Annotated in this window: 24 protein-coding genes, 1 tRNA gene and 1 pseudogene; 7 read left to right on the plus strand and 19 right to left on the minus strand. The window is 70.6% G+C overall.

What is annotated here, in order from left to right:
• Positions 1-243 precede the first annotated feature (243 nt).
• Complete coding sequence (locus IH68_RS0116680) at positions 244-1,473, plus strand: SpoIIE family protein phosphatase (protein WP_030935572.1); 1,230 nt, start codon at positions 244-246, stop codon at positions 1,471-1,473.
• 88 nt (positions 1,474-1,561) lie between these two features.
• Here IH68_RS0116680 and IH68_RS0116685 read toward each other — a convergent pair.
• Together IH68_RS0116685 and IH68_RS0116690 are read right to left on the minus strand one after the other, a co-directional pair.
• A tRNA-Pro gene (locus tag IH68_RS0116685) sits at positions 1,562-1,635 on the minus strand.
• A gap of 112 nt (positions 1,636-1,747) precedes the next feature.
• Positions 1,748-3,196 carry an MFS transporter gene (locus IH68_RS0116690; RefSeq protein ID WP_030935573.1) on the minus strand — a complete coding sequence of 483 codons (1,449 nt, stop codon included), beginning with the start codon at positions 3,194-3,196 and terminating at the stop codon, positions 1,748-1,750.
• A gap of 237 nt (positions 3,197-3,433) precedes the next feature.
• Between IH68_RS0116690 and IH68_RS56380 the strand changes: the two genes are divergently transcribed.
• Positions 3,434-4,006, plus strand: coding sequence for a TetR/AcrR family transcriptional regulator (locus IH68_RS56380; protein ID WP_037884883.1), 573 nt, complete (start codon positions 3,434-3,436; stop codon positions 4,004-4,006).
• Between the two features lie 116 nt (positions 4,007-4,122).
• Positions 4,123-4,824 (plus strand): M56 family metallopeptidase, encoded by a 702-nt coding sequence (locus tag IH68_RS0116700; RefSeq protein ID WP_030935576.1) that lies wholly within the window; start codon positions 4,123-4,125, stop codon positions 4,822-4,824.
• Here the strand turns inward: IH68_RS0116700 and IH68_RS0116705 are convergent.
• The 3 genes from IH68_RS0116705 to IH68_RS0116715 all read right to left on the minus strand — a co-directional run bounded on the left by IH68_RS0116705 (position 4,760) and on the right by IH68_RS0116715 (position 8,277).
• Positions 4,760-5,839 (minus strand): DUF4037 domain-containing protein, encoded by a 1,080-nt coding sequence (locus IH68_RS0116705; RefSeq protein WP_420718990.1) that lies wholly within the window; start codon positions 5,837-5,839, stop codon positions 4,760-4,762. The genes IH68_RS0116700 and IH68_RS0116705 overlap by 65 nt on opposite strands.
• Before the next feature lie 343 nt (positions 5,840-6,182).
• Positions 6,183-7,184, minus strand: coding sequence for an ABC transporter permease (locus IH68_RS0116710; protein ID WP_234341385.1), 1,002 nt, complete (start codon positions 7,182-7,184; stop codon positions 6,183-6,185).
• Between the two features lie 52 nt (positions 7,185-7,236).
• Entirely contained in the window at positions 7,237-8,277 is a 1,041-nt protein-coding gene (locus IH68_RS0116715) for a substrate-binding domain-containing protein (RefSeq protein WP_051833488.1), read from the minus strand.
• Positions 8,278-8,584: 307 nt separating this feature from the next.
• Between IH68_RS0116715 and IH68_RS0116720 the strand changes: the two genes are divergently transcribed.
• Positions 8,585-9,346 (plus strand): ATP-binding cassette domain-containing protein, encoded by a 762-nt coding sequence (locus IH68_RS0116720; protein WP_078912484.1) that lies wholly within the window; start codon positions 8,585-8,587, stop codon positions 9,344-9,346.
• Between the two features lie 92 nt (positions 9,347-9,438).
• A complete protein-coding gene (locus IH68_RS0116725; RefSeq protein ID WP_030935590.1) occupies positions 9,439-9,873 on the plus strand; it encodes a VOC family protein in 435 nt (144 codons plus the stop codon).
• A 32-nt stretch (positions 9,874-9,905) separates the two neighbouring features.
• Here the strand turns inward: IH68_RS0116725 and IH68_RS0116730 are convergent, their stop codons facing one another.
• The 14 genes and pseudogenes from IH68_RS0116730 to IH68_RS0116795 form a co-directional block, all read right to left on the minus strand.
• Entirely contained in the window at positions 9,906-10,121 is a 216-nt protein-coding gene (locus IH68_RS0116730; protein WP_030935593.1) for a hypothetical protein, read from the minus strand.
• A gap of 115 nt (positions 10,122-10,236) precedes the next feature.
• Positions 10,237-11,112 (minus strand): VCBS repeat-containing protein, encoded by an 876-nt coding sequence (locus tag IH68_RS51760; protein ID WP_051833490.1) that lies wholly within the window; start codon positions 11,110-11,112, stop codon positions 10,237-10,239.
• Positions 11,113-11,172: 60 nt separating this feature from the next.
• Positions 11,173-11,919, minus strand: a complete 747-nt coding sequence (locus tag IH68_RS0116740) for a PP2C family protein-serine/threonine phosphatase (RefSeq protein WP_030935600.1) — start codon at positions 11,917-11,919, stop codon at positions 11,173-11,175.
• Positions 11,920-12,057: 138 nt separating this feature from the next.
• Positions 12,058-12,702 carry a response regulator transcription factor gene (locus IH68_RS0116745; protein WP_030935604.1) on the minus strand — a complete coding sequence of 215 codons (645 nt, stop codon included), beginning with the start codon at positions 12,700-12,702 and terminating at the stop codon, positions 12,058-12,060.
• Positions 12,703-12,734: 32 nt separating this feature from the next.
• Positions 12,735-14,096 carry a sensor histidine kinase gene (locus IH68_RS0116750; protein ID WP_030935606.1) on the minus strand — a complete coding sequence of 454 codons (1,362 nt, stop codon included), beginning with the start codon at positions 14,094-14,096 and terminating at the stop codon, positions 12,735-12,737.
• 77 nt (positions 14,097-14,173) lie between these two features.
• Positions 14,174-14,794 (minus strand): annotated as a pseudogene (locus tag IH68_RS0116755) (ATP-binding cassette domain-containing protein); the annotation flags it as partial.
• A 113-nt stretch (positions 14,795-14,907) separates the two neighbouring features.
• Positions 14,908-15,693: an alpha/beta fold hydrolase gene (locus tag IH68_RS0116760; RefSeq protein ID WP_030935610.1), complete on the minus strand. Its 786-nt coding sequence runs from the start codon at positions 15,691-15,693 to the stop codon at positions 14,908-14,910.
• A gap of 91 nt (positions 15,694-15,784) precedes the next feature.
• Positions 15,785-17,110 (minus strand): MFS transporter, encoded by a 1,326-nt coding sequence (locus IH68_RS0116765; protein WP_030935611.1) that lies wholly within the window; start codon positions 17,108-17,110, stop codon positions 15,785-15,787.
• A 118-nt stretch (positions 17,111-17,228) separates the two neighbouring features.
• On the minus strand, positions 17,229-18,179 hold the full coding sequence (locus IH68_RS0116770; RefSeq protein ID WP_030935619.1) for a VOC family protein: 951 nt from the start codon (positions 18,177-18,179) through the stop codon (positions 17,229-17,231).
• Entirely contained in the window at positions 18,176-19,288 is a 1,113-nt protein-coding gene (locus IH68_RS0116775; RefSeq protein ID WP_030935622.1) for a 4-oxalomesaconate tautomerase, read from the minus strand. Before IH68_RS0116775 ends, IH68_RS0116770 begins: the two co-directional genes overlap by 4 nt.
• The gene (locus IH68_RS0116780; protein ID WP_030935625.1) at positions 19,285-19,989 is read right to left on the minus strand and encodes a 4-carboxy-4-hydroxy-2-oxoadipate aldolase/oxaloacetate decarboxylase; all 705 of its coding nucleotides are present in this window, start codon (positions 19,987-19,989) and stop codon (positions 19,285-19,287) included. The genes IH68_RS0116775 and IH68_RS0116780 overlap by 4 nt, the downstream gene beginning before the upstream one ends.
• A complete protein-coding gene (locus tag IH68_RS0116785; protein WP_030935628.1) occupies positions 19,986-20,735 on the minus strand; it encodes a PIG-L deacetylase family protein in 750 nt (249 codons plus the stop codon). The genes IH68_RS0116780 and IH68_RS0116785 overlap by 4 nt, the downstream gene beginning before the upstream one ends.
• A 188-nt stretch (positions 20,736-20,923) precedes the next feature.
• Positions 20,924-21,574, minus strand: coding sequence for a GntR family transcriptional regulator (locus IH68_RS0116790; protein ID WP_030935631.1), 651 nt, complete (start codon positions 21,572-21,574; stop codon positions 20,924-20,926).
• 142 nt (positions 21,575-21,716) lie between these two features.
• Positions 21,717-22,220, minus strand: a complete 504-nt coding sequence (locus IH68_RS0116795; RefSeq protein ID WP_030935634.1) for a MarR family winged helix-turn-helix transcriptional regulator — start codon at positions 22,218-22,220, stop codon at positions 21,717-21,719.
• Positions 22,221-22,520: 300 nt separating this feature from the next.
• Here IH68_RS0116795 and IH68_RS53150 point away from each other — a divergent pair, with 300 nt between their 5' ends.
• Positions 22,521-22,964, plus strand: coding sequence for an alcohol dehydrogenase catalytic domain-containing protein (locus IH68_RS53150; RefSeq protein WP_234341389.1), 444 nt, complete (start codon positions 22,521-22,523; stop codon positions 22,962-22,964).
• On the plus strand, positions 22,849-23,844 hold the full coding sequence (locus IH68_RS0116805; RefSeq protein WP_234341392.1) for a sensor histidine kinase: 996 nt from the start codon (positions 22,849-22,851) through the stop codon (positions 23,842-23,844). The genes IH68_RS53150 and IH68_RS0116805 overlap by 116 nt, the downstream gene beginning before the upstream one ends.
• Positions 23,845-23,924 lie beyond the last annotated feature (80 nt).

Below are 23,924 nucleotides of genomic sequence, written 5' to 3' on the forward strand. Positions count from 1 at the left end.
CATTTCGGCCTGCCCGGCCCGCATGCAGCCTGCGCAGATATTCACATGCGCAACCACCCCTTGGTCTGCTGCGAGGCCTCGCGCACCGCACACGTGACCGACGCTGCGGACCTATGTGGTCATCCGGCGTGTGCATGCCCGGCCGCCGGTACCCGGGGCCAGTCGTCCTCACCCGAGCGCAGGGACTCAAGGGACCGTAGCGTGAGGGAGTGGGGGCGGCCGGAGGTGGTTGCGTTGCCGGAGATGGATTACGCGGCGTTGTTCGCCGCCACGCCGAGCCCCTATCTGGTGCTGGGCCCGGACCTGGTCATCGTGGAGGTCAACCAGGCGTACCTGGACGCGACCGGCCGCACACATGAGGAACTGCTCGGCAAGCACATCTTCGAGGCGTTCCCCGACAACCCTGCCGACCCCGAGGCGGACGGCGTGCGCAACCTCAGCGCCTCCCTGCACCGGGTGCTGGGCCTGCGGAAGCCGGACACCATGGCGCTGCAGAAGTACGACATCCCGGTCATGGACGAGCACGGAGCGTTCGAGGAGCGGTGGTGGTCCCCGATCAACACACCGATCCTCGCCCCGGACGGAAGCGTGCAGTGGATCATCCACCGTGTGGAGGACGTCACCGCCTTCGTGCAGTCCCGCGTGGCCGGAAACCGGCCGCCGGTACAGCAGCTGACCAAGCGCGACGCGCTGGAGGCTGAGCTGTACGCACGCGCCCGTGAGCTGCAGCGGCTGAACGAGGAACTGCGACTGGCCCACACCCGCGAACGCCAGGTGGCCGTCGCCCTGCAGGAGGCCATGCTCCAGGTGCCCGACCTGGCTCGGCACTCGGACGTCGCGGTGCGCTATCTGCCCGCGACCGGGTCACTGAACGTGTGCGGCGACTGGTACGACATGGTCGACCTGTCCGACGGCCGGTTCTCGGTGGCGGTCGGCGACGTCGTCGGCCACGGCCTGGAGGCGGCCGCCGTGATGGGCATGCTGCGCAGTGCACTCAGTGCCGCGATCCGGGCACTGGAGTCGCCCGCCCGGGCACTGGAGGTGCTGGGCCTGTACGCACGGTCCGTCGACGGCGCGCTGAACACCACCGCCGTGAAGGCACTCATCGATCCGCGCAGCCAGTTGATCATCTACAGCAACGCGGGACACCCGCCGCCCGTCCTGATGCACGCGGACGGCACCTGCGAACTGCTGGACAAGGCCACCGACCCGCCGCTGGGAGCCCGGCCCCAGCACGTGCCCCGCCCACAGGCCGGGCAGGCCTACGGGCCCGGGGCCACGCTCGTGCTGTACACCGACGGGCTGATCGAACGACGCAGCGAGGACATCGACAAAGGGATCGCACGACTGGCCGAGGTCGTGCGCCTGCACCGCACCCTCGGACCGGAACGCCTGGCCGACACTCTCCTGGGCCACCTCGGCGTAGCAGGAGGGGCCCACGACGACATCGCCCTCGTCATCGTCCGGCTGTGACCTTCCGGTGCCACGTGACCCCGAAGCCGGAGACCCGCACAGAAGAAGGGCCCTCACAGGCTCTCGCCTGCGAAGACCCTTCGCACCGTCGGGACGACAGGATTTGAACCTGCGACCCCTTGACCCCCAGTCAAGTGCGCTACCAAGCTGCGCCACGTCCCGGTGCGCTTCCCGCGGTGCACCGCGGGATCACGCAGGTCAACCTTACCGTACGTACACCGGTGTTACCGCCGGGCCCGGTGGCCGACCCGACAGTCCGGGTCGGCCACCTGCGTCAGCCGCGGGTGCCGGATGCGACCGCTTCCGGCTCGGTGGATGTCCGGTCGGCGGCGCGGGCCGGACCGGTGGGGCGTGCCGTGCGTGCCGTCGGGACCAGCAGGGCCGCCAGTGCTGCGGCCAGGCACAGCGCCGCCAGCAGGGCGAAGCCGTGGGTGTAGCCGGAGGCGTACGGAAGGCCGGAGGGCTGGAGCCGGCCGGTGACCAGGACGCTGGTGACGGCGGCGCCGATGGAGCCGCCGATGGTGCGGATGTTGGCGTTCATGCCGGTGGCGGCGCCGGTCTGGGAGGCCGGGACGCTGCCGACGATCAGGTTGGCCATGGAGGCGAAGGCCAGTCCGATGCCGAGGCCGAACACGCCCGAGACCAGGGCGACTTGCCACTGCGCGGAGTGCCAGAGGGCGAGGATGCCCAGGGCGAGGGCACCGAGTGCGGCGCCGGTGGTCAGCAGCGCCTTCGCGCCGACCACGGGCTCCAGACGGCCGCTCAGGATCCCCGAGAAGAACATCGCCACCAGCATCGGCAGCATCAGGAGTCCGGAGGCCGTGACGCTCGCGCCGAAGCCGTAGCCCGCGGCGGGGGGCGTCTGGACGAAGGCAGGCAGGAAGGACCAGAGCGCGTACATGCCCGCACCGAACAGCAGGGCCGCGGTGTTGGTGGTCCACACGGTCGGCAGCCGCATGACGCGCAGGTCGATCAGCGGGGTGCGGGAGCGGGCCTCGGACAGCAGCCACAGGGCGAACAGGGCGCCGGCCGCGGCGAACAGGCCGATCACCTTCGCCGAACCCCAGCCCCACTTGCTCGCCTGACTGAGCGGCAGCAGCAGGGTCACCAGCCAGGCCGAGAGCAGGCCGGCGCCCAGCCAACTGACCTTGCCCTCGGCCCGGTTGGGCGACTCGGGCACGTAGCGGAGCGCAATGAGCACCGTGACCGCGACGACGGCGACCGGGATCCAGAACAGCCAGCGGTAGTCGAGCGCGGACACGATGGGTCCGGCCGCGACGATGCCGACGCCGCCGCCCGCGGCGATCACGGCAGACAGGTTGCTGATGCTACCGCTGACCTGGGACGGGGCGAACTCGTCACGGATGATGCCGAAGGAGAGCGGGAAGAGGGCGCCGCCGACACCCTGGACGACCCGGGCGACGATCAGGACGCCGATGGTCGGGGCGAGCGCGGCGAGCAGACAGCCGAGCAGTACGACGAACAGGACGGCGACCAGGGTGCGCTTCTTGCCGATCAGGTCGCCGACGCGGCCGAGGATCGGAGTGAAGACCGAGGCGGACAGCAGATAGGCCGTCATCACCCAGGTCGCGGTGGACTGGGAGGTGTGCAGCGCGTGCTGGACGGTCGGCAGGGCCGGCGCGATCAGCGACTGCAGCATGGCGAACACACCGGCGCCGGTCGCGAGGACCGCGAAGGTGAGACGGGTGGACTTGCGGGGCATGAAGGGCCTCTCCGAACGAGCGGGGTGCGGCCGGGGTTCTCGGGCCACGGTCGTGCGGGCCCGGAGCGCCGGTGGGCGGATTCGGGCACGCCGACGGCCGCGGTGAGCGGTCGCGGAAAGGTGGTGGACTTGCCCTCCACTGGTAAAGTGGAGGAGTACCTCCACTCTAGCGGAGGCACACATCCGCTTCAAGTACCGGAGGCATTCCTCCGTATCGATCCAGCCCTGGAGGCACCCGTGACGTTTCCCGTCGGCGAGATCGTGGCGTCCCGGCGGCCGCACCGTAAGGACGCCGCACGCAACTACGACGCCCTGCTGGACGCGGCCCGCGAGGCGTTCGCGGAACACGGCGCCGACGCGTCCCTGGAGGACATCGCGCGTCGCGCGGGCGTGGGCATCGGCACGCTCTACCGCAATTTCCCGACCCGCCGCGACCTGTTCGAAAGCGTCTACGCGAACGACGTCAACGAGCTGTGCCGGGTCGCCCAGGAGGTCGCCGAGCTGGAGCCCTGGGAGGCACTGACGGCCTGGCTGCGCCGGTTCGCGGGATACATGGTGACCAAGCGGGCGGTCCGGGAGGCCCTCAACGACGAGTCCGAGATCTTCCAGGCCTGCCGGGAGTCGATGTACGCGGCGGGCGGACCGCTGTTCGAGCGGGCCCAGGAGGCGGGCGAGGCGCGCAAGGACATGGACTTCGTCGACCTGCTGCGGATGGTGGCCGGCATCACGGCCACGGCCTTCGACGACGACGCCCAGCGGGACCGCGTCCTGGCGATCGCGCTGGACGGGGTGCGCACCACCGCCCGCTGACACCGGCGGCGCGGCTCACGGGACCGCCGGCGCCGCTCCCCCGCCCTACCGGCCGTGTTCGCGCAGCAACCCAACGGACAGGCCCCGCTCCTCGCAGGTGTCGAGGATGCGGGGCAGTGCACCGAGGGGGCGACACCGAACTGGCCGTCCTGGACGACGCGTCACCGGCCGCCTTCGCCCTGCCCGGCGCACCCGGGCGGATCGTGGTCTCCCACGGCAGGCTGCGCTGCCTCGGCGACAGGTTACGCGAGGCGCTGCTGGCCCACGAGCGGGCGCATCTGGGCGGCAGGCACCATCTCTTCCAGACCCTTTGGCGGCTGACCGCGGCCGTCAGTCCACTGCTGCGCCCGCTGGCCGACACGGGCGGTTTCATCCTGGAGCGCTGGGCCGACGAGGAGGCCGCCGCGCAGGTCGGCGACCGGCGGACCGTCGCGCGCTCGGTGGGCCGCGCCGCCCTCGCCTCCGCGGCGCACCCGCCCCGCACGGGCATGCAGATCGCGGCCGGAGGCGCCGTACCGCAACGGGTACGCGCACTGCTCGCACCGCCTCCACCACGGCGGGCGCTGCCGTTCCTCGGGGGCGCGTTGCTGCCGGCGGTGTGCTGCACCAGCCTGGCGAACGCCGCGTCCGACAGCGAGGACATGATCGAGAGCGCGCAGCGGCCGGGGTGCCCGGCGGGCCGGTGCGGCAGCTTGGGCACCGGCACGGGTGGTGCTGCCTGCGCGATGGGCCCGGGCACTGAGTGTTGGGCCGTCAGGCGGAGAGCCCCGGTCCGGCTATGTAGCGGATGCGACGGTCCGTGTGGTTCCGGTCGGTGACGTCGGTGCTGTCCACGTACTGGTCGATCGAGCCGACCGGGGGGAGCGTGCGCAGGGCGGGATCGCCGATCGAGGCCATCAGGGCATCGGTGAAGCGGTAGGCGTCCAGGACCAGGAACGGCCTGGTGTGGAAGTGACGGACCTTCACGTCAAGAGGTTCGGTCAGCCCGAGGCTGTTGTGCATGCCGGCGGCCAACTCGTATGCCGGGGACAGGTTCTGCTCGCGTTCCTGCCAGCTGCGCGCCGACAACGCGTCCGCAAGGAGCGGGGTGAGTTCCGCGGCGCAGGGCAGTGCGGCGAACGCGGTGCCCAGCCACTTGCTGTAGGGCGGGTACACCCGGTGCATCAGGAGGCACAGCTTCATCAGGTCGCGCACCTGCCGGGCGGCGACCACCGCGGAACCCAACTCGTCACCGACCTCGCCGCAGCGCCCGACGAACGGTTCCTCCTGAGACAGGCGCATCCACTGGCAGGCCAGCACATAACGCCACACGTCATCGGGATACCAGGCCAGAGTGATGCGGTAGGACTCGAGCAGGCCGAGGCCGTCGTGGAAGACCGCGCCGCCGGTCAGCTCCCGCAACAGTTGCGTCGGAACCATCAGCCATTCGCGCACCGACAACCCCTGGGCCGGGTCGGCGCCGAGCTGCTCGGTGAAGAAGGCCTGCAGATCGTTGACGTGGACCCAGTGCCGGGCCGGTGTGCCGTCGGGAAAGGAAAACCGAACCGGGTAGCCGCGGAACTCCGCCGGCAGCCGCCGGTCGAGCTCCGCGTCCAGGTGCTGCGCACGGGCTCGGAAGTCTTCGCCGGCGAGGAACACCTGCAGGCGCGGCCCCCAGGCGTGGTCGGTGGAGCGTACGGTGTCGAGACCCTGCACCTCCGAGCCGTAGCCGATCAGCGCCGCCGAGTACGCCACGCCGTGCAGCGCGTTGTGCAGGATCGGGGCGACGACCTGCCTGTAGAACAGCTCGGCCAGCTCGAGACCGGGAAGGAAGTGGCGCGTCACGCCCGCCACCCTGGCAGAACCCCGTGGATGGCGGCCAACTGTTATCAGCATCCGCGTCGTTCCGCGGGCACGTCCGAACGGCGACGGCGGGACCTGAACGCGCAAGGATGGCCGCCATTCCGCGCCTGCGGTGCCGTAGATCAGGCACGTGCGGCGCGGAATGCCGGTCCTGCGTCCGGTCGTGGCGAGCACGAGCGTGCAGACGCCGTTCGACTCGTGTCGCTCCGTGCCACATGAGGACAGCCATGACGGACGGTCCTTCTGCAACGGAAGTCTGGCGCCCCTGGGACGTGCCGGCGCACTGGTCTCGACACAACCTGAGACCGAGTCCGCGAACGCCGGCGCGTCGGTGTCAGCGCGCGGAGCCTCGGCGCAGGACCTTGTCGACGGCGACCGTGACGACGACGAGGGTGCCGGTCGCGACGTCCTGGTAGAGGCTGTCGATGCCCGCCTGGGTGAGGCCGGAGCGGAGCACGGTGACGATGAGTGTTCCGATGAGCGTGCCGGCGACGCTTCCCCGGCCGCCGAAGAGGCTGGTCCCGCCGATGACCACGGCGGTGATGCTCTCCAGGTTCGCCGTCTGGTAGGAGTTCGGGTCGGCGTTGGGGATACGGCCGAGGGCCTGCCAGGCGGCGATGCCGTAGAGGAGACCGGCGGTGACGTAGACCGACAGGACCGTGCGCTGCACGTTGATGCCGGTCAGGCGGGCGGACTCGGGTGCGTTGCCGACGGCGTAGATGTGCCGGCCCCAGCCCGTCTTGGCGAGGCCGTACCAGAAGAACGCGTACAGACCCACGAGCAGGAACGTCCCCCAGGTCACGAGGACACTGCCGACGTGGACGCCGTTCCCCCAGAAGACCAGCAGATCGTCGGTGACCGGAAAGCTGCGGGAGTTGGAGTAGAGCCTGCCCACGGCGTAGATGACGGTCAGCGCACCCAGCGTCACGATGAAGGGCGGCAGGCCCAACCGGGCCACGAGCAGGCCGTTGACCAGCCCGAGCAAGGTCGCTGTGACCAGGCCGAGCAGCAGCGCCGCCACAGGGCCGTGCCCCTCGAAGACGAGCTTGGCCATGACGAGCGTGCCGAGGACCGCGATGGCCCCGTTCGCCAGGTCGATGCCCGCGGTGAGGATGATCAGGGTCTGGCCCAGTGCCAGTGTGCCGATCACGATGGACTGCTGCAGCACCAGGGCGAGGTTCTCCGGCGTCAGGAACGTGTCCGTCGTCAGCGAGAAGACCAGTACGGCGACGGCCAGGGCCGCGAGGGGACCGACGGTCGGTGTGCGCAGGGCGTACCGCAGCGCGTCCCGCAGTGCGGTGCCCGGCTCGCCGTCGGCGGCAGCACTGGTGGTCACGGGAGATCTCATGATCCGTTACTGATCCCTTCGCCCGGTCGGCGCCCGAAGGTCACCCCCAGCAGTGCCGGAGTCCCCAGCCCGTGTCGCGGGACGCCAGCCCCTGCACCGGCTTGTCGGTGATGAGTTGCGTGCCCGTGTCCGTGAAGCCGGAAGGTTTCTTCCCGTGCCTGGCGAACTCGGTGACCGCGGCCACGCCCAGGTCGGCCATCCTGACCGGGAACTGCATGACGGTGGCGGCGTACTTGCCGGCTCTGACGTCGCGCACGCCCTCGCATCCGCCGTCGATGGATCCGACGGTCACCCGGTCGTCGAGACCGCGTGCCGCGAGGGCCGTGTAGGCGCCGTCGGCCACCGGTTCGTTGATGGTGTAGACCGAGTTCACGTCGCTCGTGCGCTGCAGCAGGTTCTCCATCGCGGTCTGTCCTCGGTTGCGGTCGCCGTTGGTGATCGCCCGTCCGCGGATCGCCGGCGAGTCGTCCGTTGTCCCGAAGCCGCTGAGGAAGCCGTCGTGGCGCTGTTGACTGACCGTGGAACCCTCCGTGCCGTCGAGCATGAACAGCTTGGGGTCCCGGCGGCCGAGCACAGCCCTTACATAGGCACCCTGGAGGCGTCCGGCCTTGAAGTTGTCGGTCGCGTACGTGGCCGCCGCTGCGTTCTCCGGGTCCGTCGCGGTGTCCAGCGCGATCACCAGGATGCCCTGCCGACGGGCCTCGGCGATGGCGCCCAGGATCCCCGTCGTGTTGGAGGGTGTGATCAGGATTCCCCGCACATGGCGGGCGATGAGGCTCTCCACCGCGTTGACCTGGCCTTCGTTGTCGCCGTCGAACTTGCCGGACAGCGCGATGAGCTTGGCGTCCTTCCTCTTCGCCGCGTCCTGGGCGGCCTCGCGCAGGGCCACGAAGAACGGATTGGTCTCGGTCTTGGTCACCAGACCGATCGTGACCTTCCCCGTCCGCCGACCCTCCGTGGAGGCCTGGTTTCCGCCGCAGGCCGCGGCGCCGAGCAGCATTGTTCCCACCAGGAGGAGCGTCGGCACCGGTCGGGAACGCCGTGGCCGGCCGCGCCTGCGGACGGTGTAGTGGTGTGCCATCGGTGACACCCTCCTCCGGCCGATTCCAACGTCGTGGGAGTCCCTACGATCCACACCATGTGTCCGGATTGTTCATACATATCGCACTGTGTCGCTCCAGTCTCCTCTTCGGCCGACCGCGGCTGGAGGCGCCGGTCGGACGGCTGCGTGCGTTCTGCGTTGCGTCCGTCCCGGTGGCGACGAAAGATGGTGGTCGGAACGGGGTGCCCGCTGGTCCTGTCGAGGGGTGGGCCGGACTCACCCGCGGCCGGGGTTCCACCGGGGCCGTGCGGCGTCACCTCGGTCGCGCGGAGAAGGTGAGGTTCGCGTGACTGGGCCGCCGTTGCTCGCGCTGCGCGGGATCTCCAAGCGGTTCGGCGCCGTCCAGGCCCTCAAGGACGTCGACCTGGAGGTCCACAAGGGCCAGGTCGTCGCTCTTCTGGGCGACAACGGTGCCGGCAAGTCCACCCTGATCAGGGTCATCTCGGGTGTGGATCCCCCCGACAAGGGCGTCATCGAATGGGAGGGGCGGGCCGTCCAGATCAGGACTCCGCGGATCGCCCAGCGCCTGGGCATCGCGACCGTGTACCAGGACCTGGCATTGTGCGACGACCTCGATGTCGCCGCGAACCTCTTCCTGGGGCGGGAGCGGCGGTGCTCCGGTGCCCGGGGCCGCCTGTTCCGGTCGATGGACGACAGCGGGATGCGCAGGGAGGCACGCGCGCAGCTCGACACGCTGGGCATCCGCGTCCCCGATGTGCGTGCTCCGGTCGCTTCGCTGTCCGCGGGCCAGCGGCAGACCGTGGCGATCTCCCGCGCGCTCCTCGGCCGGCCGAAGGCCGTCCTCCTGGACGAGCCCACCGCGGCGCTCGGCATCTCACAGGCCGGCCACGTCCTCGACCTCGTCGAGGAGCTCCGCGAGCAGGGCATCGGAGTGATCCTCATCAGTCACAACCTGGGAGACGTCAAGGCGGTCGCGGACGAGGCGGCGGTGCTGCGCCTCGGCTGCAACAACGGTTTCTTCCATGTGCCGACCTCCCCGCAGGACCGGATCTTCTCCGCCATTGTCGGCGCCACGAGCAACTCCTGACGCTCGCTCACCCGTCCTCCGTTCGACCTGCGGACCCATCGGAATTGGGCAGCCGATCTCCCCGCTATGGATCTCCCCGCTATGGTGCACCGGTGTCATCACTCAGACAGTTCCAGGTCACCTTCGACTGTGCAGAACCCGAGCGCGTCGCTCGCTTCTGGTGCGAGGTGTTGGGGTACGTCGTACCGCCGCCGCCCGAGGGGTTCGCCAGTTGGGACGATTTCGATCGCTCGCTGCCGCCCGAGGATCAGGGTGCCTCGTTCGCCTGCATGGATCCCTCTGGCGTCGGCCCGCGAATGTACTTCCAGCGCGTTCCCGAGTCCAAGGTCGTCAAGAATCGGGTGCACCTCTGCGTGCGAGCCGGTACCGGGCTCGTGGGTGAAGAGCGCCTCGCCACACTGGAGGCGGAGTGCGCACGGCTGGTCGCGCTCGGTGCGGTGCGCGTGCGTCTGCTGCGTGCCGACGGCGTCAATGAGTCGTGCATCGTGATGCAGGACATCGAGGGCAACGAGTTCTGTCTCGACTGAGTTGCCGTTGGGCCTCTGCCGGGCGGTGGCTGCTAGTCGGTCCCGCTCTGCAGGACACGGCGAGCCGCCTCGGCCTCTGCTGCCGGCGGCGAGAGTTCGTCGAGGGTGTCGAGCTCGTCATCCGTTTCCAGTTCCCGTTCCCAGGCCGCCGCAAGGCGTTCCTGCTCCTGGCGCGACTTGGCGCCGACGGCCTCGCGCTGCTCCGGGTCCAGGGCTGCCAGGAATCGTCCGACCGGGTCCGTGCGCATACGGTGCTCCTTGCCGCAGGAAGAGGTGCCACCCTGCCCCAGCATGGCTGAACGCTCCCAGGTCGGCCGCTCGACGCTGCCGGAGAACACCCCGTTGGGTCTCTTCGCAGCCGGATCAGCGGGTGGCAGGCCGGCTACGGGTGGCGATGGGCCGACGTACCGTGCTTCGTGGCGATCCCGGGCAGGTACCCAGGCCGGCCCACCCGTCCTTCTGCTCGGCGAATTCCTGTCCCCACCGGGGCAGCGGCTCATCCGGCACCACCAGGTCAGGACCGAGTTTCTGTCCTTGGAATGTCTCGAATGCGCCGTCGCCGGTCGTCTGGTGAATCAGCAGCCGGGCGGGGCCCGGGTTGGCGCCGGCACTGCGCTGGGTGCCCGCAACCGCGCGCAGACCGTCGATGTAGTAACCGTGACTCATCCGGATCGAACCCCGGCTTCTGCCCTTGAGGTCACGGCCCAGCGGTCCCCAGCGCACTTCGTGCATGCTCGCCGAGTCGACCGGATCGTCGCTCTTGGGGAGTGCGGTGTACGTGACCGCCATGTCCACGCGGCCGTCGTGGTCGAAGTCTCCGAACGCCGCCCGGAAGCCCTCCTCGGGCGATGCGTGGGCCTTCAGGCGGCCTTTCGCCGCGGTGACGATCGACCACACGGGCTGCCGGGCCCGCTTGTTGCCAGGTCCCTCGAACGTGACGACCGTGCGCCCGTCGCGGTCCTTGCTGTCGTGCACCTCGTCCACCACGCCGTCGCCGTCCACGTCCGCGTACAGCGTCCGCCCGTCCGGCGAGGCGCAGATCGGCTGTTGCCTGCCCGGGTTGCGCACGTGGGGGTCCGCGCTCGTCTCCTGGCTCGTGGGCCACAAATACCAGCCCACCCCCACCGCTGCGATCACGGCGATCGAACCGCCCAACAGCCATCTGCCACGCCGCGCTGCCAGGGCGCCGGGCGCGTTCACGGGCGTGTTCTTGCGCTCGGATATGTCGTCACCACGCATTTGAAGACCCTAGACGAATGGTGGCGACATGGGCCGTGAAGATCACGATCAACAGCGGGATCATCCGTCGTCCGCGACCCGTACGACCGCCAGCGTGATGTTGTCGGGCCCGCCCGCAGCGATCGCGGCCTTCCACAGCTCGAAGGCCGCCCGGCCGTCGTTGTGGTCCCTCAGCAGCTCCTCGATGACGTCCGTCGTCAGCGGGTCGGTCAGGCCGTCCGTGCAGACGAGGTAGCGGTCGCCGGGTGAGAGGGGCGCCGCCGTCACATGGGGGCTGATGGCCCGGTAGCCGGGGCTGCCGCCCAGGCACTGGGTGACCAGGGACGTGGTGCGCTGCCCGGGGGCGAGCGGGGGGCTGTCGTCCACGCTCACCTGGCGCAGGCCGTCGCGGGAGGCGGCGAGGACCCGGCTGTCGCCCACGTTGAAGATCAGCAGCGAGCCGGGCCGTACGACGATACCGGCCACCGTCGTTCCCATGGCGGTGAACTCGCTGCCCTCTGCCGCGGCCTGGTACACGGCACGGTTGCAGGCGTTCAGCACGGCGCGCACGGCTTCCTCGTCGTCCATGGCAGGGCCGATCGACGCGATCCGGCGGGCGACCAGGGCGCTGGCCACGTCGCCGCCGGGATGCCCGCCGAGACCGTCGGCGACCGCGACGACCAGGGGCGTCCCGAGCGGGAAGACCAGGGTCTGCGGACTCTCGGTCACGGTGGCGCACAGGGTCCACGGCCCGACGACGAGGCTGTCCTCGTTCCGCTCGCGCAGCAGCCCGGGATGGCTCACCGCACTCACCGCGACGTACTGCATGGAGCGCCACCACCCCCTTCCCGCGTCGGAGGCACCAGGGGATACCGGGACATGTCACTGGAGGACGCGCTCCCACTGCAAGTCTAGGAGCGGCTCGTCGTTTCTGCTGGTCAGCAGCCCTCTCCAGGCGTCAGCCGCTCACGCCTCCAGGTAACGCAGCACCGCCAGCACCCGACGGTTCGCGTCCTGAGAAGTCGCAAGGCCCAGCTTGCCGAAGACGGCGGCCACATGTTTCTCCACCGTGCCGGCCGACACCACCAGGGTCTGCGCGATCGCGGCGTTCGACCTGCCCTGGGCCATCAGCGCCAGCACCTCGCGCTCGCGTGCCGTCAGCGTTTCGAGGTCCTCGCCCCGGCGGCCGGCACCGGCGAGCTGGGTGACGACCTCGGGGTCGAGGGCGGTCCCTCCGGCCGCGACCCGCGTCAGGGCGTCGGTGAACTCGGCCACGTTCGCGACCCGGTCCTTGAGCAGATAGCCGACACCGGCCGAGCCCTCGGCGAGCAGTCTCTTCGCGTACTTCGTCTCGATGTACTGGGAGAACAGCAGCACCCCGGTCCCGGGACACTCCCGCCGGATGTCGATGGCGGCGCGCAGGCCCTCGTCGGTGTGGGTGGGCGGCATACGGATGTCGACGACGCCGACGTCCGGCCGGTGCTCGGCGACGGCCTCCCGCAGCCCCTCGGCGTCGCCCACGGCGGCGCACACCTCGTGCCCTCGCTCGGTGAGCATCTGGGCCAGCAACTCCCGCAGTACGGCGGCGTCCTCGGCAATCACGACACGCATACCGGCATGCTCCCTCACCTCTCGCCGCCCGCTCACGCGTGCATCGGCAATGCCACGGTCACCGACGTCGGCCCGCCCTCGGGGCTGCTGACGTGCAAGGTGCCGTCGACCGTACGTACCCGCTGCAGCAGGCCCGTGAGACCACTGCCCGCACCGGGCGCGGCGCCTCCGGACCCGTCGTCGGTCACACACAGCCGCAGCAGGCCCTCCTCGTGGGTGACGCGCAGGACCGCACGTCGGGCGCCGCTGTGCTTGATGACGTTCGTGAGCAGTTCGGCCGCGCAGAAGTAGGCGATGGTCTCGATTGCCGGCGTGGGCCGCTCCGGGACGTCGACAGCCAGCTCCACGGCTACGGTGCTGCGGGCCGCCAGCGTGGCGAGGGCGTCGGGCAGGCCGTCGTCCAGTACGGGCGGATGGATGCCGCGGGCCAGATCGCGCAGCTCGCTGAGGGCTTCGGTGGCGTTGGTGTGGGCGGTCTCGATCAGGCGGCGCAGCCGCGCGGGGTCGGCGACCGGTTCGCCCTCCGCGCCCAGCCCCTCCTTCGCCATGTCGAGGCTCATGGCCAGCGCGACGAGCCGTACCTGCGCGCCGTCGTGCAGGTCCCGCTCCAGTCGGCGCAGCAGGGCCGCGGAGTCGTCGACGGCGAAGGCGCGGGTCTCCTCCAAGTTCCGTACACGCTGGGCGAGTTCGCCTGGCCCCAGCAGGGCACGCACCAGCCAGCGGTCCACGGCGACGATGGCGCGGGTGACCCACGGCGCCGTGAGGAGCGTGACCGCACCGATCGCGGCGGCCACGAAGGTCCCCGCGAAGGTGGTGCTGTGCGGGGCGCCGCCGCCGGCCGGGACGGGCGTGATGGTCGGCATGCCCTCCCCGCCGGGGTGCGGACGCTGCCCGAGCGCGGCCCAGCGCAGCGGAGCGGACAGATTGAGCAGACCGGTGAGCCACCAGCTCACGGCATACAACTGCACGACTGCGACGGGCAGTTTGACCAGCACGTACACCACCGAGCGCCATCCGGCGGCGTCCCGCAACCGCGCGTCGAGCCGCGCGAACGCCTTGCCGACGGGCCGGAGTTGCGACGGAGGCGGCACCCTTTCCCCCAACAGCTGGGCGGCCAGCCCTCGGTGCAGGGTCGCAAAGGTCCGGGCGAGCCCCGTCGAGACGACGACGAGCAGCAGCCCCAGCACGGCGCCGACGAGGGAGACGGTGAGGCCGGCTCCGACGGCGAGCAGAACGAGGACGAGGACGAAGCCGACGACGGCAACCGGAAACCCGGCCAGGCAGTAAGCCACTTCGGCCCAGGCACGAGCGGTGAACGGCGCTCGTAGCACGGCCCGCGGCCGGGTGAACCCGGTGGCCGCATCATCGGCGACACGTTCAGATGTGTCGTGCATGGCTCCAGTGTCCCGTCAGTCGTCTGCGGCAGCGTCGTGGCTGGTCGCGCCCACGCGGCGGCAGCCGCAGATCAGACCGCGAGGAGTCGGCCCTGGCCGATGACGATCAAGTGGTCGGCGGTGAGTGCCATTTCGCTGATGAGGTGACTGGACAGCAGGACGGTGCGCCCCTCGTGGGCGAGGGATTGCATCAGGTTGCGGATCCTGCGCACGCCCTCCGGGTCGAGCCCGTTGACCGGTTCGTCGAAGAGCAGCACGGCGGGGTCGCCGAGCAGCGCGGCGGCGATGCCGAGCCGCTGCGACATGCCGAGCGAGAAACCACCGGCCCGTTTCCTTGCCAGGTCGGTGAGGCCGACGGTGGCCAGGACGGTCTTCACCCGTGCGCGGGGAATGCCGCCCGCGGCGGCCAGCGCGGATGGATGCGTCTCGGCGCTGCGGCCGGGGTGATGGGTGCGCGCCTCGAGCAGCGCGCCGACCTCGCGCAACGGCCAGCGCAGCTCGTCGTAGGGCCGGCCGTGGATGCGGACGGTGCCCCGGTCGGGGCGGTCCAGGCCCATGATCAGGCGCATGGTGGTGGATTTCCCGGACCCGTTGGGGCCAAGGAAGCCGGTGACGGCGCCCGGCCGGACGTCGAAGCCGAGGTCGTCGACGGCGAGAGTGGATCCATGGCGTTTGCTGAGACCGCGCGCTTCGATCACGGCTGCTCCCTGGTGGCTGCTGCACTCATGCCGTCGAAGCTAGGCGCGCGCCGCGACGCCCGGAACGCGGTTGGCCTCCGTGTTCACCTGGGGGATTTCCCCCAGCCTGAGCTTCAGCGCGCCGCGGCGACCGCGTCCACGATCACGTCGGCGACCCGTGCGGGCTGTTCGACCAGGACGAGGTGCCCGGCGTCGGGCACGGTGACCATCCGGACCTGCGGGCAGGCCTCAAGGCCCCGCCGTTCGACGTCGGTCAGGCCGATCTCGTCGTGGTCGCCGCGCACCACCCAGGCCGGGACGGCGGCCTCGCACAGCCGTGGGACCAGTGCCGGATACCGGTCCAGGTATTCGTAGTAGCGGCGCACGATGCGGCGGCAGGTGGCCGGGTCGTTGTCGGCCATGTCCGCCGCCAGCGCCTCGGCCCGGTGTGCGGGCATTTCGCGTTTCATGGCCTTGGGCAGCATCTTCAGCATGCCGGTCCAGGCCGCGATGCCGAGCCCGGGCACCCGCCCGAGAGTGTTCATCACCGCCAGGAACTTCGCCTCGTCGCCGCGCGAGAAGGTGGGCGACAGCAGCACCAGCGGTCCGTGGAACAGGCCGGCCGCCGCCATCTCGATCACGACGTTCGCTCCGAGGCTGTGCCCGACGGCCACGTCGCAGCCCGATTCGGCGGCGAGGTCCGCCATGAGCCGGGCGTAGTGCTCCATGCTCACGTCCTCGGGCGCCGTGGTTCCGCCGAATCCGGGCATCGTGGCCGCGACCAGCCCCAGTTCCGCCAGCGCCGGTTCGGCCATCACATCGGCGTAGAACTCGGTCGAGCACAGCCCGCCCGGAATCATCAGCACCCGGTGCGGCGCCTGCTCCGGCCCCGCACGGCGGACATCCCACCGCTCGCTCATACTCCGAGCCTGACGCCGGACGCCGGCCCCCGCATCCGCTGCGGGGGCCGGTGTCCGTCCTCCTGCCCCGTCACCCGGGTACGGCCGCTGGTCAGTGGGCGGTGGCCAGCTCCTGGCCGGTGCTGCTCGGGGTGTCGGACCTCGGGCTGCGCAGTGCCGCGATGCCGATGAAGACCATGGACGACAGGCCGGCCAGCGCGAAGGCGGTGAAGCCGAAGTCGCCGTTGCCCGCGGCGAGCAGCTGCCCGCCGAGCCACGGGCCGAAGACCGCGCCGAAGCGGCCCATGCCGGAGGTCCAGCCGACGGCGGTGGCGCGGTTGTCCGGGGAGGAGCGGATCGAGACCGTCGCGTAGATCATCGTCTGGGCGCTGTTGAGGAAGACGCCGGTGAGGAAGACGACCAGGGTGGTCACGGCCATCGGCATGTGGACGCTGAGCAGGAAGACGCCCGCCGCGGTCAGCGCGAACCAGATCGCCGAGATGCGCGGGGCGCCGAAGCGGTCGGCCGCCCGACCCGCGACCAGCATCCCCACGATGCCGCCGAGGTTGAAGACGACGACGAAGGTGAGGGCGTTGGCGAGCGCGTAGCCCTCGGTGCGCATCAGAGTGGGCAGCCAGGTGGCGACGCCGTAGACCAGGAGCAGTCCGCCGAAGGAGGCCAGCCAGTACAGCAGGGTCTGGATCCACTCGCCGCCGCGGAACAGACCGACCAGCGCGTCCCAGCGGTCGGCGGCGGTCTTCTTGCCGGTTGCGGCAGGCAGCTCCACGTCGTAGCGCGCGGCGAGCGCCTGCGCCTCTTCATCCCGTCCCTTGGCGACGAGGAAGCTCAGCGACTCGGGAAGCAACTTGGCGAGCACCGGGGCGAAAGCGATCGGGACGACGCAGACCCAGAAGGCGGCGCGCCAGCCGACCGGGTCCACCAGCCACTTCGCCACGTATGCGGAGAGGATGCCGCCCACGTGGTGCGCGGTCATCAGCATGCCGATGACGATGGCGCCGCGGCCGCGCGGGGCGTAGTCGGAGACCATGCTGATCGCGGTGGGCAGCAGACCGCCGAGGCCGACGCCCGCCAGGGTCCGGCCGAGGCCGAAGACCTCGACGCTGCCGGATATCGCGCAGAGCCCGGAGGCCAGCGAGAACAGCGTCACGCAGGCCACCATCAGTGTCTTGCGGCCGATCCGGTCCGCGACCGTGCCCGCGGTGAGAGCGCCGACCAGCATGCCGAAGGTGGCGTAGGAGCCGAGGTCGCCGGCCTGGTCGGCGGTGAGGCCGAAGGTCTTCGTCTCCAGCAGGTGGGGCAGGACGGAGCCGTAGATGAACATGTCGAGGCCGTCGAAGAGCACGGCCAGCCAGCACAGCCCGACGACCAGGAGGGCCAGTCTGCTGCCGCGAGCGGTCAGGGAGGGGGAGGAGGACATCTTCGTTTTCCTCTCGTGGAACAGGGTGCCCCGACGCTAAGGAGAGACCGCAAGATTCGTCAACGTTTTTGTCAACAATCTCATCGACAATAAAGCCGCGCCGGGGCGACAGGGGCCGTCAGGCGACCGGCGGCGTGCCGTGCGTGTGGAACGACTCGATGGTCTTCAGGCCCCAGGCCTGCCCCTTCTTCCGCTCCTCCTCGGTCCAGGTGACCAGCGGCCAGTCGGGCGCGAGCACGAGGCGGGTGAGCGGGTTGCACAGCTCGATGCGGTTGCCGCCCGGCTCGTAGACGTAGAGGAAGAACGTCTGCTGGATGGCGTGCTTGTGGGGGCCCGTCTCGATGTACACGCCCGTGTCGATGGCGAGATCGGCGGCGCGCAGGATGTCCTCGCGGGTGTCGGTCGCAAAGGCGATGTGGTGCAGCCGCCCGGTCGAACCGGTCCAGTCCTCGGTGTAGACGACGTCGTACGACTTGTTCGTGTACGTCAGCCAACGCGCCGCGATCCGGCCGGAGTCGAGCCGGATCTGCTCCGTCGGCCGCGCCCCGAGCACGTGTTCCTGGAACTCGGCGCTCGCGAGCACATCGGCCGCGAGGAAATTGATGTGGTCCAGTCGCCGCACACCGACACCCCGGTTGGGCTTGGCCTGCGGCTGGTTCTTCAGCGCGGGCCTGAGCTCCTCGGGCGCCCGGTAGTGCTCGCTCTCCCAGTACAGGGCGTGCTCGTGCCCGTCGGGGTCTGTCGTCAGGTACAGCTTGCCGAGGCCGGGTTCGTCCTCGACCCACTTGCCGGAGCCGCCCGCCTCCTCGATCGTCTTGACACGGCGGTGCAGCGCCTCCTCGCTGGAGGTGCGCAGGGCGAGCCGGCCGAGGCCCGGCTGTTCGCGGGCGGTGAGGACCAGGCTGTGGTGCTCGTAGTCGTCGAAGGTCCGCAGCCGGACCGTGTCGCCGTCCTGGCCGTTGACCGTGAGGCCCAGGTAGTCGGTGAAGAAGGCGACGCTGGCGTCCAGGTCCGGGGTGAAGAGCTGGGCATGGCCGATGTGGGCGATGTCGCCGAGCGGCGGGGTCATCGGTGACCTCCTCGGGGGTGCGGGGGGATGGGTGCCGTCTCGGCGGACCGCGGGAAGACGGTTCCGTCGAAGATCTTGCGGGCCGTACGGACCACGGCCGTCCGCCGAGCGGTGGGCAGGCCGTCGGGAGTGGTGGCGAGGCTGCTTTCGATGTCCAGGAATCCGGTGGGGTGTTCGATACGGATACGGTCGCCGCCGGCATCGAGCCGTGCGAGTTCCGCCGCCACTCCGCCCTCGATCCGCAGGCCGGCGGCCACACTGGCCGCGCCGAGCACACCGATCGACGTATGGCAGCGCACCGGGATGAAGGTGCGGGTGGAGATCGCGCCACCGGCGCGGGGCGGTGCGAGCAGGGTGAGCTTGGGCACGGTGGTGTCGGAGACGTCGCCGAGGCCCATCAGCCGGCCTGCTTCCAGGCGGATTTCACGCAGCCGGCCGGCGAGCGCGAGGTCCTCCTCCAGGTCCTTGGGCGACTCGTAGCCGGTCACCTTCAGGGACGAGGCCGCGATGAGCACCGTCGGCATGCCGTTGTCCACGCAGGTCACGGGTGTGCCGTCGATGTCGTCCAGGACCTTGCCGGTGGGCAGCAACTGCCCTGCCCCGGCCGGGAATTCAATGACCACAGGGGCTGCCGTCCCCGGCACGCCCGAGATCTCGGCGTCTCCCGTGCAGTCGACGCGACCGCCGGGGGTCGGGAAGGTCGCCGTGGCGAAGTCTCCGGTGTTGACCATACGGATGCGGACGGAGGTCTCCTCCTCCCCCGCCGTCACCAGACCGCGTTCGACGGCGAACGGCCCGATGCCAGCGAGAATGTTCCCGCAGTTCTGACGGTCACTCACTTCTGCTCTGTCGACGGCGACTTGAAGGAACAGGTAGTCGACGTCGGCGCGCGGGTCGGCCGAGACGGACACCACGGCCACCTTGCTGGTGAGGGGGTGTGCGCCGCCGAGCCCGTCGATCTGCCGCTCGTCGGGGCTGCCCATGATGCGCAGCAACAGCGCGTCACGCAGGGCCGGTTCGGCGGGGAGGTCGTCGGCGAGGAAGTAGGCACCCTTGGAGGTGCCGCCCCGCATCAGCAGACAGCGGACCCCCTCGGGCCGACCGGTCACGGCCGCTCCCCCGCGTACTCCTCGTACGTCCGGTACTCGACGCCGAGCCGTTTGAGGGTGTCCCTCAACCCGTAGCGGTCCAGGCCGAGTTGGCCGTCCAGGAAGGCGGCGCGGGTGGCCGCCTCCTTGGCCTCGCGGGCCTCCGCCTGCTCCGCCGTCTCGCGGGCGCGTTCACGGGGGACGACCACGACGCCGTCGTCGTCGGCGAGGATCACGTCGCCGGGGCGGATCACCTGGCCGTCGATGGCGATCGGCACATTGACCGAGCCGCCGGTGGCCTTGACGGTGCCCTGCGAGGAGACGGCCCGGGACCAGGCGGCGAAGCCCATGTCCCGGAGCTCCTGGGTGTCGCGGATCCCCGTGCCGAGGACGACACCCCGCACGCCGCGCTGCTTCAGGGCGGTCGCGAACAGCTCGCCGAACAGACCGTCCGTGCAGGGCGAGGTGGTGGTGACGACCAGGATGTCGCCCTGGCCGCACTGCTCGACGGCGGCGTGGATCATGAGGTTGTCGCCGGGCCAACTGAGCACGGTGACGGCCGTACCCGCGACTCGTACACCCTGCTGGACGGGGCGGATGTCCGGGCCCAGCAGGCCGGTTCGGCCCATCGCCTCGCTGACGGTCGCCACACCGAAGCCGGCCAGCGCCTCGACGTCCTTCGCGTCGGCCTTCGGCGGGTTGGTGACGATCACGCCGCTCATGCCAGCTCCTTCGCGATCTGCGGGAACGGCCGCATGTACGCCTCGGCCATGGTGTTGTGCGCAAGGCCCAGGTTCGGTCCGGCGTTCCGTTTGAGCTGGACGCCGCGGCGGACGGCGAGATCCGTGTAGTACGCCCACAGGTGCTGCTGGGCGGCCAGGCACTCCATGGCCTTGCGCTTGGTGTCCCACACCTCGGTGATGTCGAGGAGGACCTCGGGCCGGAAGCCGCTCATCTCGGGCTGGTGCGGCTCGAAGTAGAAGACGGGCGGGGCCCCGATGATCTCGCCCTCGCCCGGGTAGCCGATGGCCTGGGCGAGGATGCGGGCCTCCAATGCCATGCGGTTGGCCGCCGGGTGGTCGCCGTTGTACGGGTCCTCGACCGGGTGGGTGAGCACCACGTCCGGCTGCGTCTCGCGGTACACGGCGACGAGTCGGTCGGTCAGCTCGGCGGTGGGGATGAGCGGGTAGTCGCCGGCGTCGAAGAAGCGGACCTCGGCGCCGAGAGTGGCGGCGGCGCGCTCGGCCTCGTCCCGCCGTATCGCCTTGATCTCGTCGAGCTTCCTGCCCTCGCGCCATGCCTTGGCGGACTCGCCGCGCTCGCCGAAGGTCAGACAGGCGATGGTGACCTTCTCCCCGCGGGCCGCGGCCAGGGCGATGGCGCCGCCTGCCCGCCACACGAAGTCCCCGGCATGCGCCGTGACGACGAGGGTGGACCGCGGGGAGGCGGGCGCGTTGGCCTGGGTCATGCTGGCATCTCCCAATTTTCTGGGCGGCTCACCTCCGGGGTGCTCCAGCCGGTGTCGGGGCTGCGACCGTGCTCAGCCCTTCGGGCCTCCGCGCGCTCGCAGCCTCGACACCGGCACACCCCTTCGGCTCGCTCGCCTCGGTGACAGGTGGGCGCCCGCCCTGTCAGCGGCTCTCGGCCGCGCGGCTGTCAGTCGCGCAGCGCCTCGATCACGCTGGTGAGGTGGGCGCGGACGGCCGTCTCGGCCGCCTGCGGGTCCCTGGCTCCGATCGCCTCGATCATCGCCAGGTGCTCCTTCAGGGAGTGCTGCGGACGCCCCGGCCGCAGCGCCAACTGGAAGCGGTGTCGCACCAGTTGGGCGTTGAGCCGCTCCAGCAGGTCCACGGCCGTCTGCTGGCCGGAGAACTCGCGCACCTTGGCGTGCAGCTCCTGGTTGAGCTCGGAGTAGGTCACCGGCTCACCGTCGGCCACCGCCTTGGCCATCGCCGTGCCCAGCTCCGTCAGCTCGGCGAGCTGCTCGTCACTGGCCTCCACGGCAGCCTTCGCCGCGCACAGTCCTTCCAGGACCATGCGGCACTCGGTGATGGCGACCGCTTCCTCGACGGTCACCACCCGCACCCGCGAGCCGCGGTTGCGGATCCGCTCGACGAGGCCCTGGGCCTCCAGATCGATGAGTGCCGCGCGGATGCTCGCCCGTGTCACACCGAACTGCTCGGCGAGCTCGTTCTCCACCAGCCGCTGCGCCGGTGCCATCTCGCCATGCAGGATCGCCTGCCGCAGCTGCGCGAGCGCGTGCTGTTTGGCCTGCTCTCCGGTGCTCGGACGGGCTTCTTTCGGCATCGCTGCCCTCCCTGAGTGAGTGCCTGTCGAACCTAAATCTAGCCAGACAAGATTGTCAACAATTTTGTCTGCCACATTGCGGGCATGCTTCGACACCTCCTGCCGCGAGAGGACGGGAGGCCCAGGGGTACGTCAGTGCCGGTCAGACGGCCGGAGGCCCCGGCAGCGGATTCTCGGCGTGGGCGACGAAGTCGTGCACCAACCGGCGGAAGAGCGCGGCGAGTTGCTCCAGATCCTCCCCCGACCAGTCGGCCAGGGCCATCTGCAGCCCGCGGCGGTTCACCTCGCGGATGCGGTCGACCGCCGCCAGGCCGAGGTCGGTGATCTGCACCCGCTGGGCCCGCCGGTCGTCCGGGTCGGCGATCCGGACCACATGACCCCCCTCCTCCAACTGCCGCAACTGCCGGGTGACATGCGAGGCCTCCACGGACAGCCGCACCGCCAGCACTCCGGGGCGCATCGGCTCGCTCTCGGCGATGTGCCGCAGGATGGCGACGGCGGCCCGGTCGAGCGCCAGCCCCGCCATGGCCATCAGGCGCTCATGCTGCCGCGCCCGGCCGGCCAGGTACGTGACGCGCGTGAGTGCCCGCTCGATGTCGTTCACGTTCGCCGGGACCGACGTTGAGGCGGATCGCTGTGCCGGCATGCACCGAGGGTAAATCTAATTGCCTGACTTAAGCAACATGAAGATGATTGCTTGACTTAAGTAATGTTACCGTGCTTGCCTGAGTCAAGCACGCCAGTGGGACACAGACCGGGGCCGCACCGAGCGGAGGCGGCCCCAGCGCGCCGGCTCCGTGGGGACGGGGAACGGCGCAGTCACCGGGTCCGGCCGCCTGCACACTCCCCCGGCCGGCGCCGGGCCCGGTGACACCTCACGGGTCCGCGCAGCGACACCCCTCACTCACCTCACCCACCCCGGAAAGCGAGTCTGCCGATGCCCACCATGAAGTCCGTCAGGACCGGTGCCCAGAACCACATCGACCTGGTCGACGTCGAGCGTCCCGCGCCGGGGCCGAAGGACGTGCTGGTCAGGATCCGCGCCTGCGGCATCTGCGGCACCGACACCTTCTTCCTGCATCTCGGCGGCATGCCCGCCGGTGCCGACGGGTCGATGCGCTCCATCCCGCTGGGCCACGAACCGGCCGGCGAGATCACCGAAGTGGGCGCCGAGGTCACCGAGCTGAAGGTCGGCGACCGTGTGGTGGTCAATCCGCAGGGCGTGCCCTCCGGGATCATCGGCTGCGGCGGCGAGCACGGCGCGATGAGCGAGGGTGGTGGCCCTCGTGTGCGGCGCCGTCACCGCCGCGCTCGGTTACCTCCTCACCGTCCTGCTGCTCGGGCCGCTCATGGTCGCGTTGTACTCGCTGGCCGTCGGAACGGACCGTAGGACCGCCAACTCCTTTGCCTTCAGCGGCATCGCGCTGCTGGTCGGCACGGGACTGATCACCGGTCTCGCCGCTGAACCGCTGGTTCTCAAACTGCTGGGCCCCACCGCCTGGCTGCTGCTGCCCACCTCCCTCGGCACGGTGACCCGGCTGCGCGCGGCCTATCTGGACGCCGTGCAGGAGCGTGCCGAGCATGCCGAGCGGACCCGGGAGGAGGAGGCGCGGCGCCGTGTCGCGGAGGAGCGCATGCGTATCGCGCGCGATCTGCACGATGTCGTCGCCCATCACCTGGTGCTGGCCAACCTTCAGGCCGGCGCCGTCGCCAAGCAGTTGCCCGCACGGCCGGGCGAGGCGCTGCGGCTCGCCTCCGCCCTGAGCGGCACCACGGCATCGGCACTGCGTGAACTCAAGTCCACCGTCGGCCTGTTGCGGCAGGCGGGCGATGCGGACGAGCCGCTGGGGCCCACCCCGGGGCTTGCCCAACTGCCCGATCTGGCCGCCTCGTTCCGGCACGCCGGGCTCGAAGTCACCGTCACCACCGAGGGCGAGCCCGGGCCGCTCTCCGCGGGTGCCGATCTCACGGCGTACCGCATCGTGCAGGAGGCCCTGACGAACGTCACCAAGCACGGCGCCACCCGCGCGGCCGAGGTGCGGCTCGTCTACTCCCGGGACCGGCTGGCGGTGACGGTCGCCTATGACGGGGGCCCAGTGCCGGTGTCGTCCGCTCCCCCGGGCGGCGGGTACGGCGTCATGGGCATGCGGGAGCGGGCACGTTCGGTCGGCGGTCGCTGCCGTGCGGGGCCGCGGGCCCGGGGCGGTTTCGAGGTGGTCACCGAGCTGCCGCTCGCAGCGCAGGAGCGGGAGGAGACCGCGGCCCGGTGAACCGCCCTCCCCGCGTGGGCCTCGTCACATGGACACCCCGACCCATTCGCTTGCTTAACTCAATCAATCCCTCTTATGCT

Source organism: Streptomyces sp. NRRL S-646 (assembly GCF_000720765.1).
In the GTDB taxonomy this organism is placed as follows: Bacteria; Actinomycetota; Actinomycetes; order Streptomycetales; family Streptomycetaceae; genus Streptomyces.

What these genes read in the sequence shown, in the direction of transcription:
- IH68_RS0116680 (WP_030935572.1), top strand. Translation starts at nt 244, where the DNA reads ATGGATTACGCGGCGTTGTTCGCCGCCACGCCGAGCCCCTATCTGGTG.
- IH68_RS0116690 (WP_030935573.1), bottom strand. Translation starts at nt 3,196, where the DNA reads ATGCCCCGCAAGTCCACCCGTCTCACCTTCGCGGTCCTCGCGACCGGC.
- IH68_RS0116715 (WP_051833488.1), bottom strand. Translation starts at nt 8,277, where the DNA reads ATGGCACACCACTACACCGTCCGCAGGCGCGGCCGGCCACGGCGTTCC.
- IH68_RS0116730 (WP_030935593.1), bottom strand. Translation starts at nt 10,121, where the DNA reads ATGCGCACGGACCCGGTCGGACGATTCCTGGCAGCCCTGGACCCGGAG.
- IH68_RS51760 (WP_051833490.1), bottom strand. Translation starts at nt 11,112, where the DNA reads ATGCGTGGTGACGACATATCCGAGCGCAAGAACACGCCCGTGAACGCG.
- IH68_RS0116740 (WP_030935600.1), bottom strand. Translation starts at nt 11,919, where the DNA reads ATGCAGTACGTCGCGGTGAGTGCGGTGAGCCATCCCGGGCTGCTGCGC.
- IH68_RS0116745 (WP_030935604.1), bottom strand. Translation starts at nt 12,702, where the DNA reads ATGCGTGTCGTGATTGCCGAGGACGCCGCCGTACTGCGGGAGTTGCTG.
- IH68_RS0116750 (WP_030935606.1), bottom strand. Translation starts at nt 14,096, where the DNA reads ATGCACGACACATCTGAACGTGTCGCCGATGATGCGGCCACCGGGTTC.
- IH68_RS0116760 (WP_030935610.1), bottom strand. Translation starts at nt 15,693, where the DNA reads ATGAGCGAGCGGTGGGATGTCCGCCGTGCGGGGCCGGAGCAGGCGCCG.
- IH68_RS0116765 (WP_030935611.1), bottom strand. Translation starts at nt 17,110, where the DNA reads ATGTCCTCCTCCCCCTCCCTGACCGCTCGCGGCAGCAGACTGGCCCTC.
- IH68_RS0116770 (WP_030935619.1), bottom strand. Translation starts at nt 18,179, where the DNA reads ATGACCCCGCCGCTCGGCGACATCGCCCACATCGGCCATGCCCAGCTC.
- IH68_RS0116780 (WP_030935625.1), bottom strand. Translation starts at nt 19,989, where the DNA reads ATGAGCGGCGTGATCGTCACCAACCCGCCGAAGGCCGACGCGAAGGAC.
- IH68_RS0116785 (WP_030935628.1), bottom strand. Translation starts at nt 20,735, where the DNA reads ATGACCCAGGCCAACGCGCCCGCCTCCCCGCGGTCCACCCTCGTCGTC.
- IH68_RS0116790 (WP_030935631.1), bottom strand. Translation starts at nt 21,574, where the DNA reads ATGCCGAAAGAAGCCCGTCCGAGCACCGGAGAGCAGGCCAAACAGCAC.
- IH68_RS0116795 (WP_030935634.1), bottom strand. Translation starts at nt 22,220, where the DNA reads ATGCCGGCACAGCGATCCGCCTCAACGTCGGTCCCGGCGAACGTGAAC.
- IH68_RS53150 (WP_234341389.1), top strand. Translation starts at nt 22,521, where the DNA reads ATGAAGTCCGTCAGGACCGGTGCCCAGAACCACATCGACCTGGTCGAC.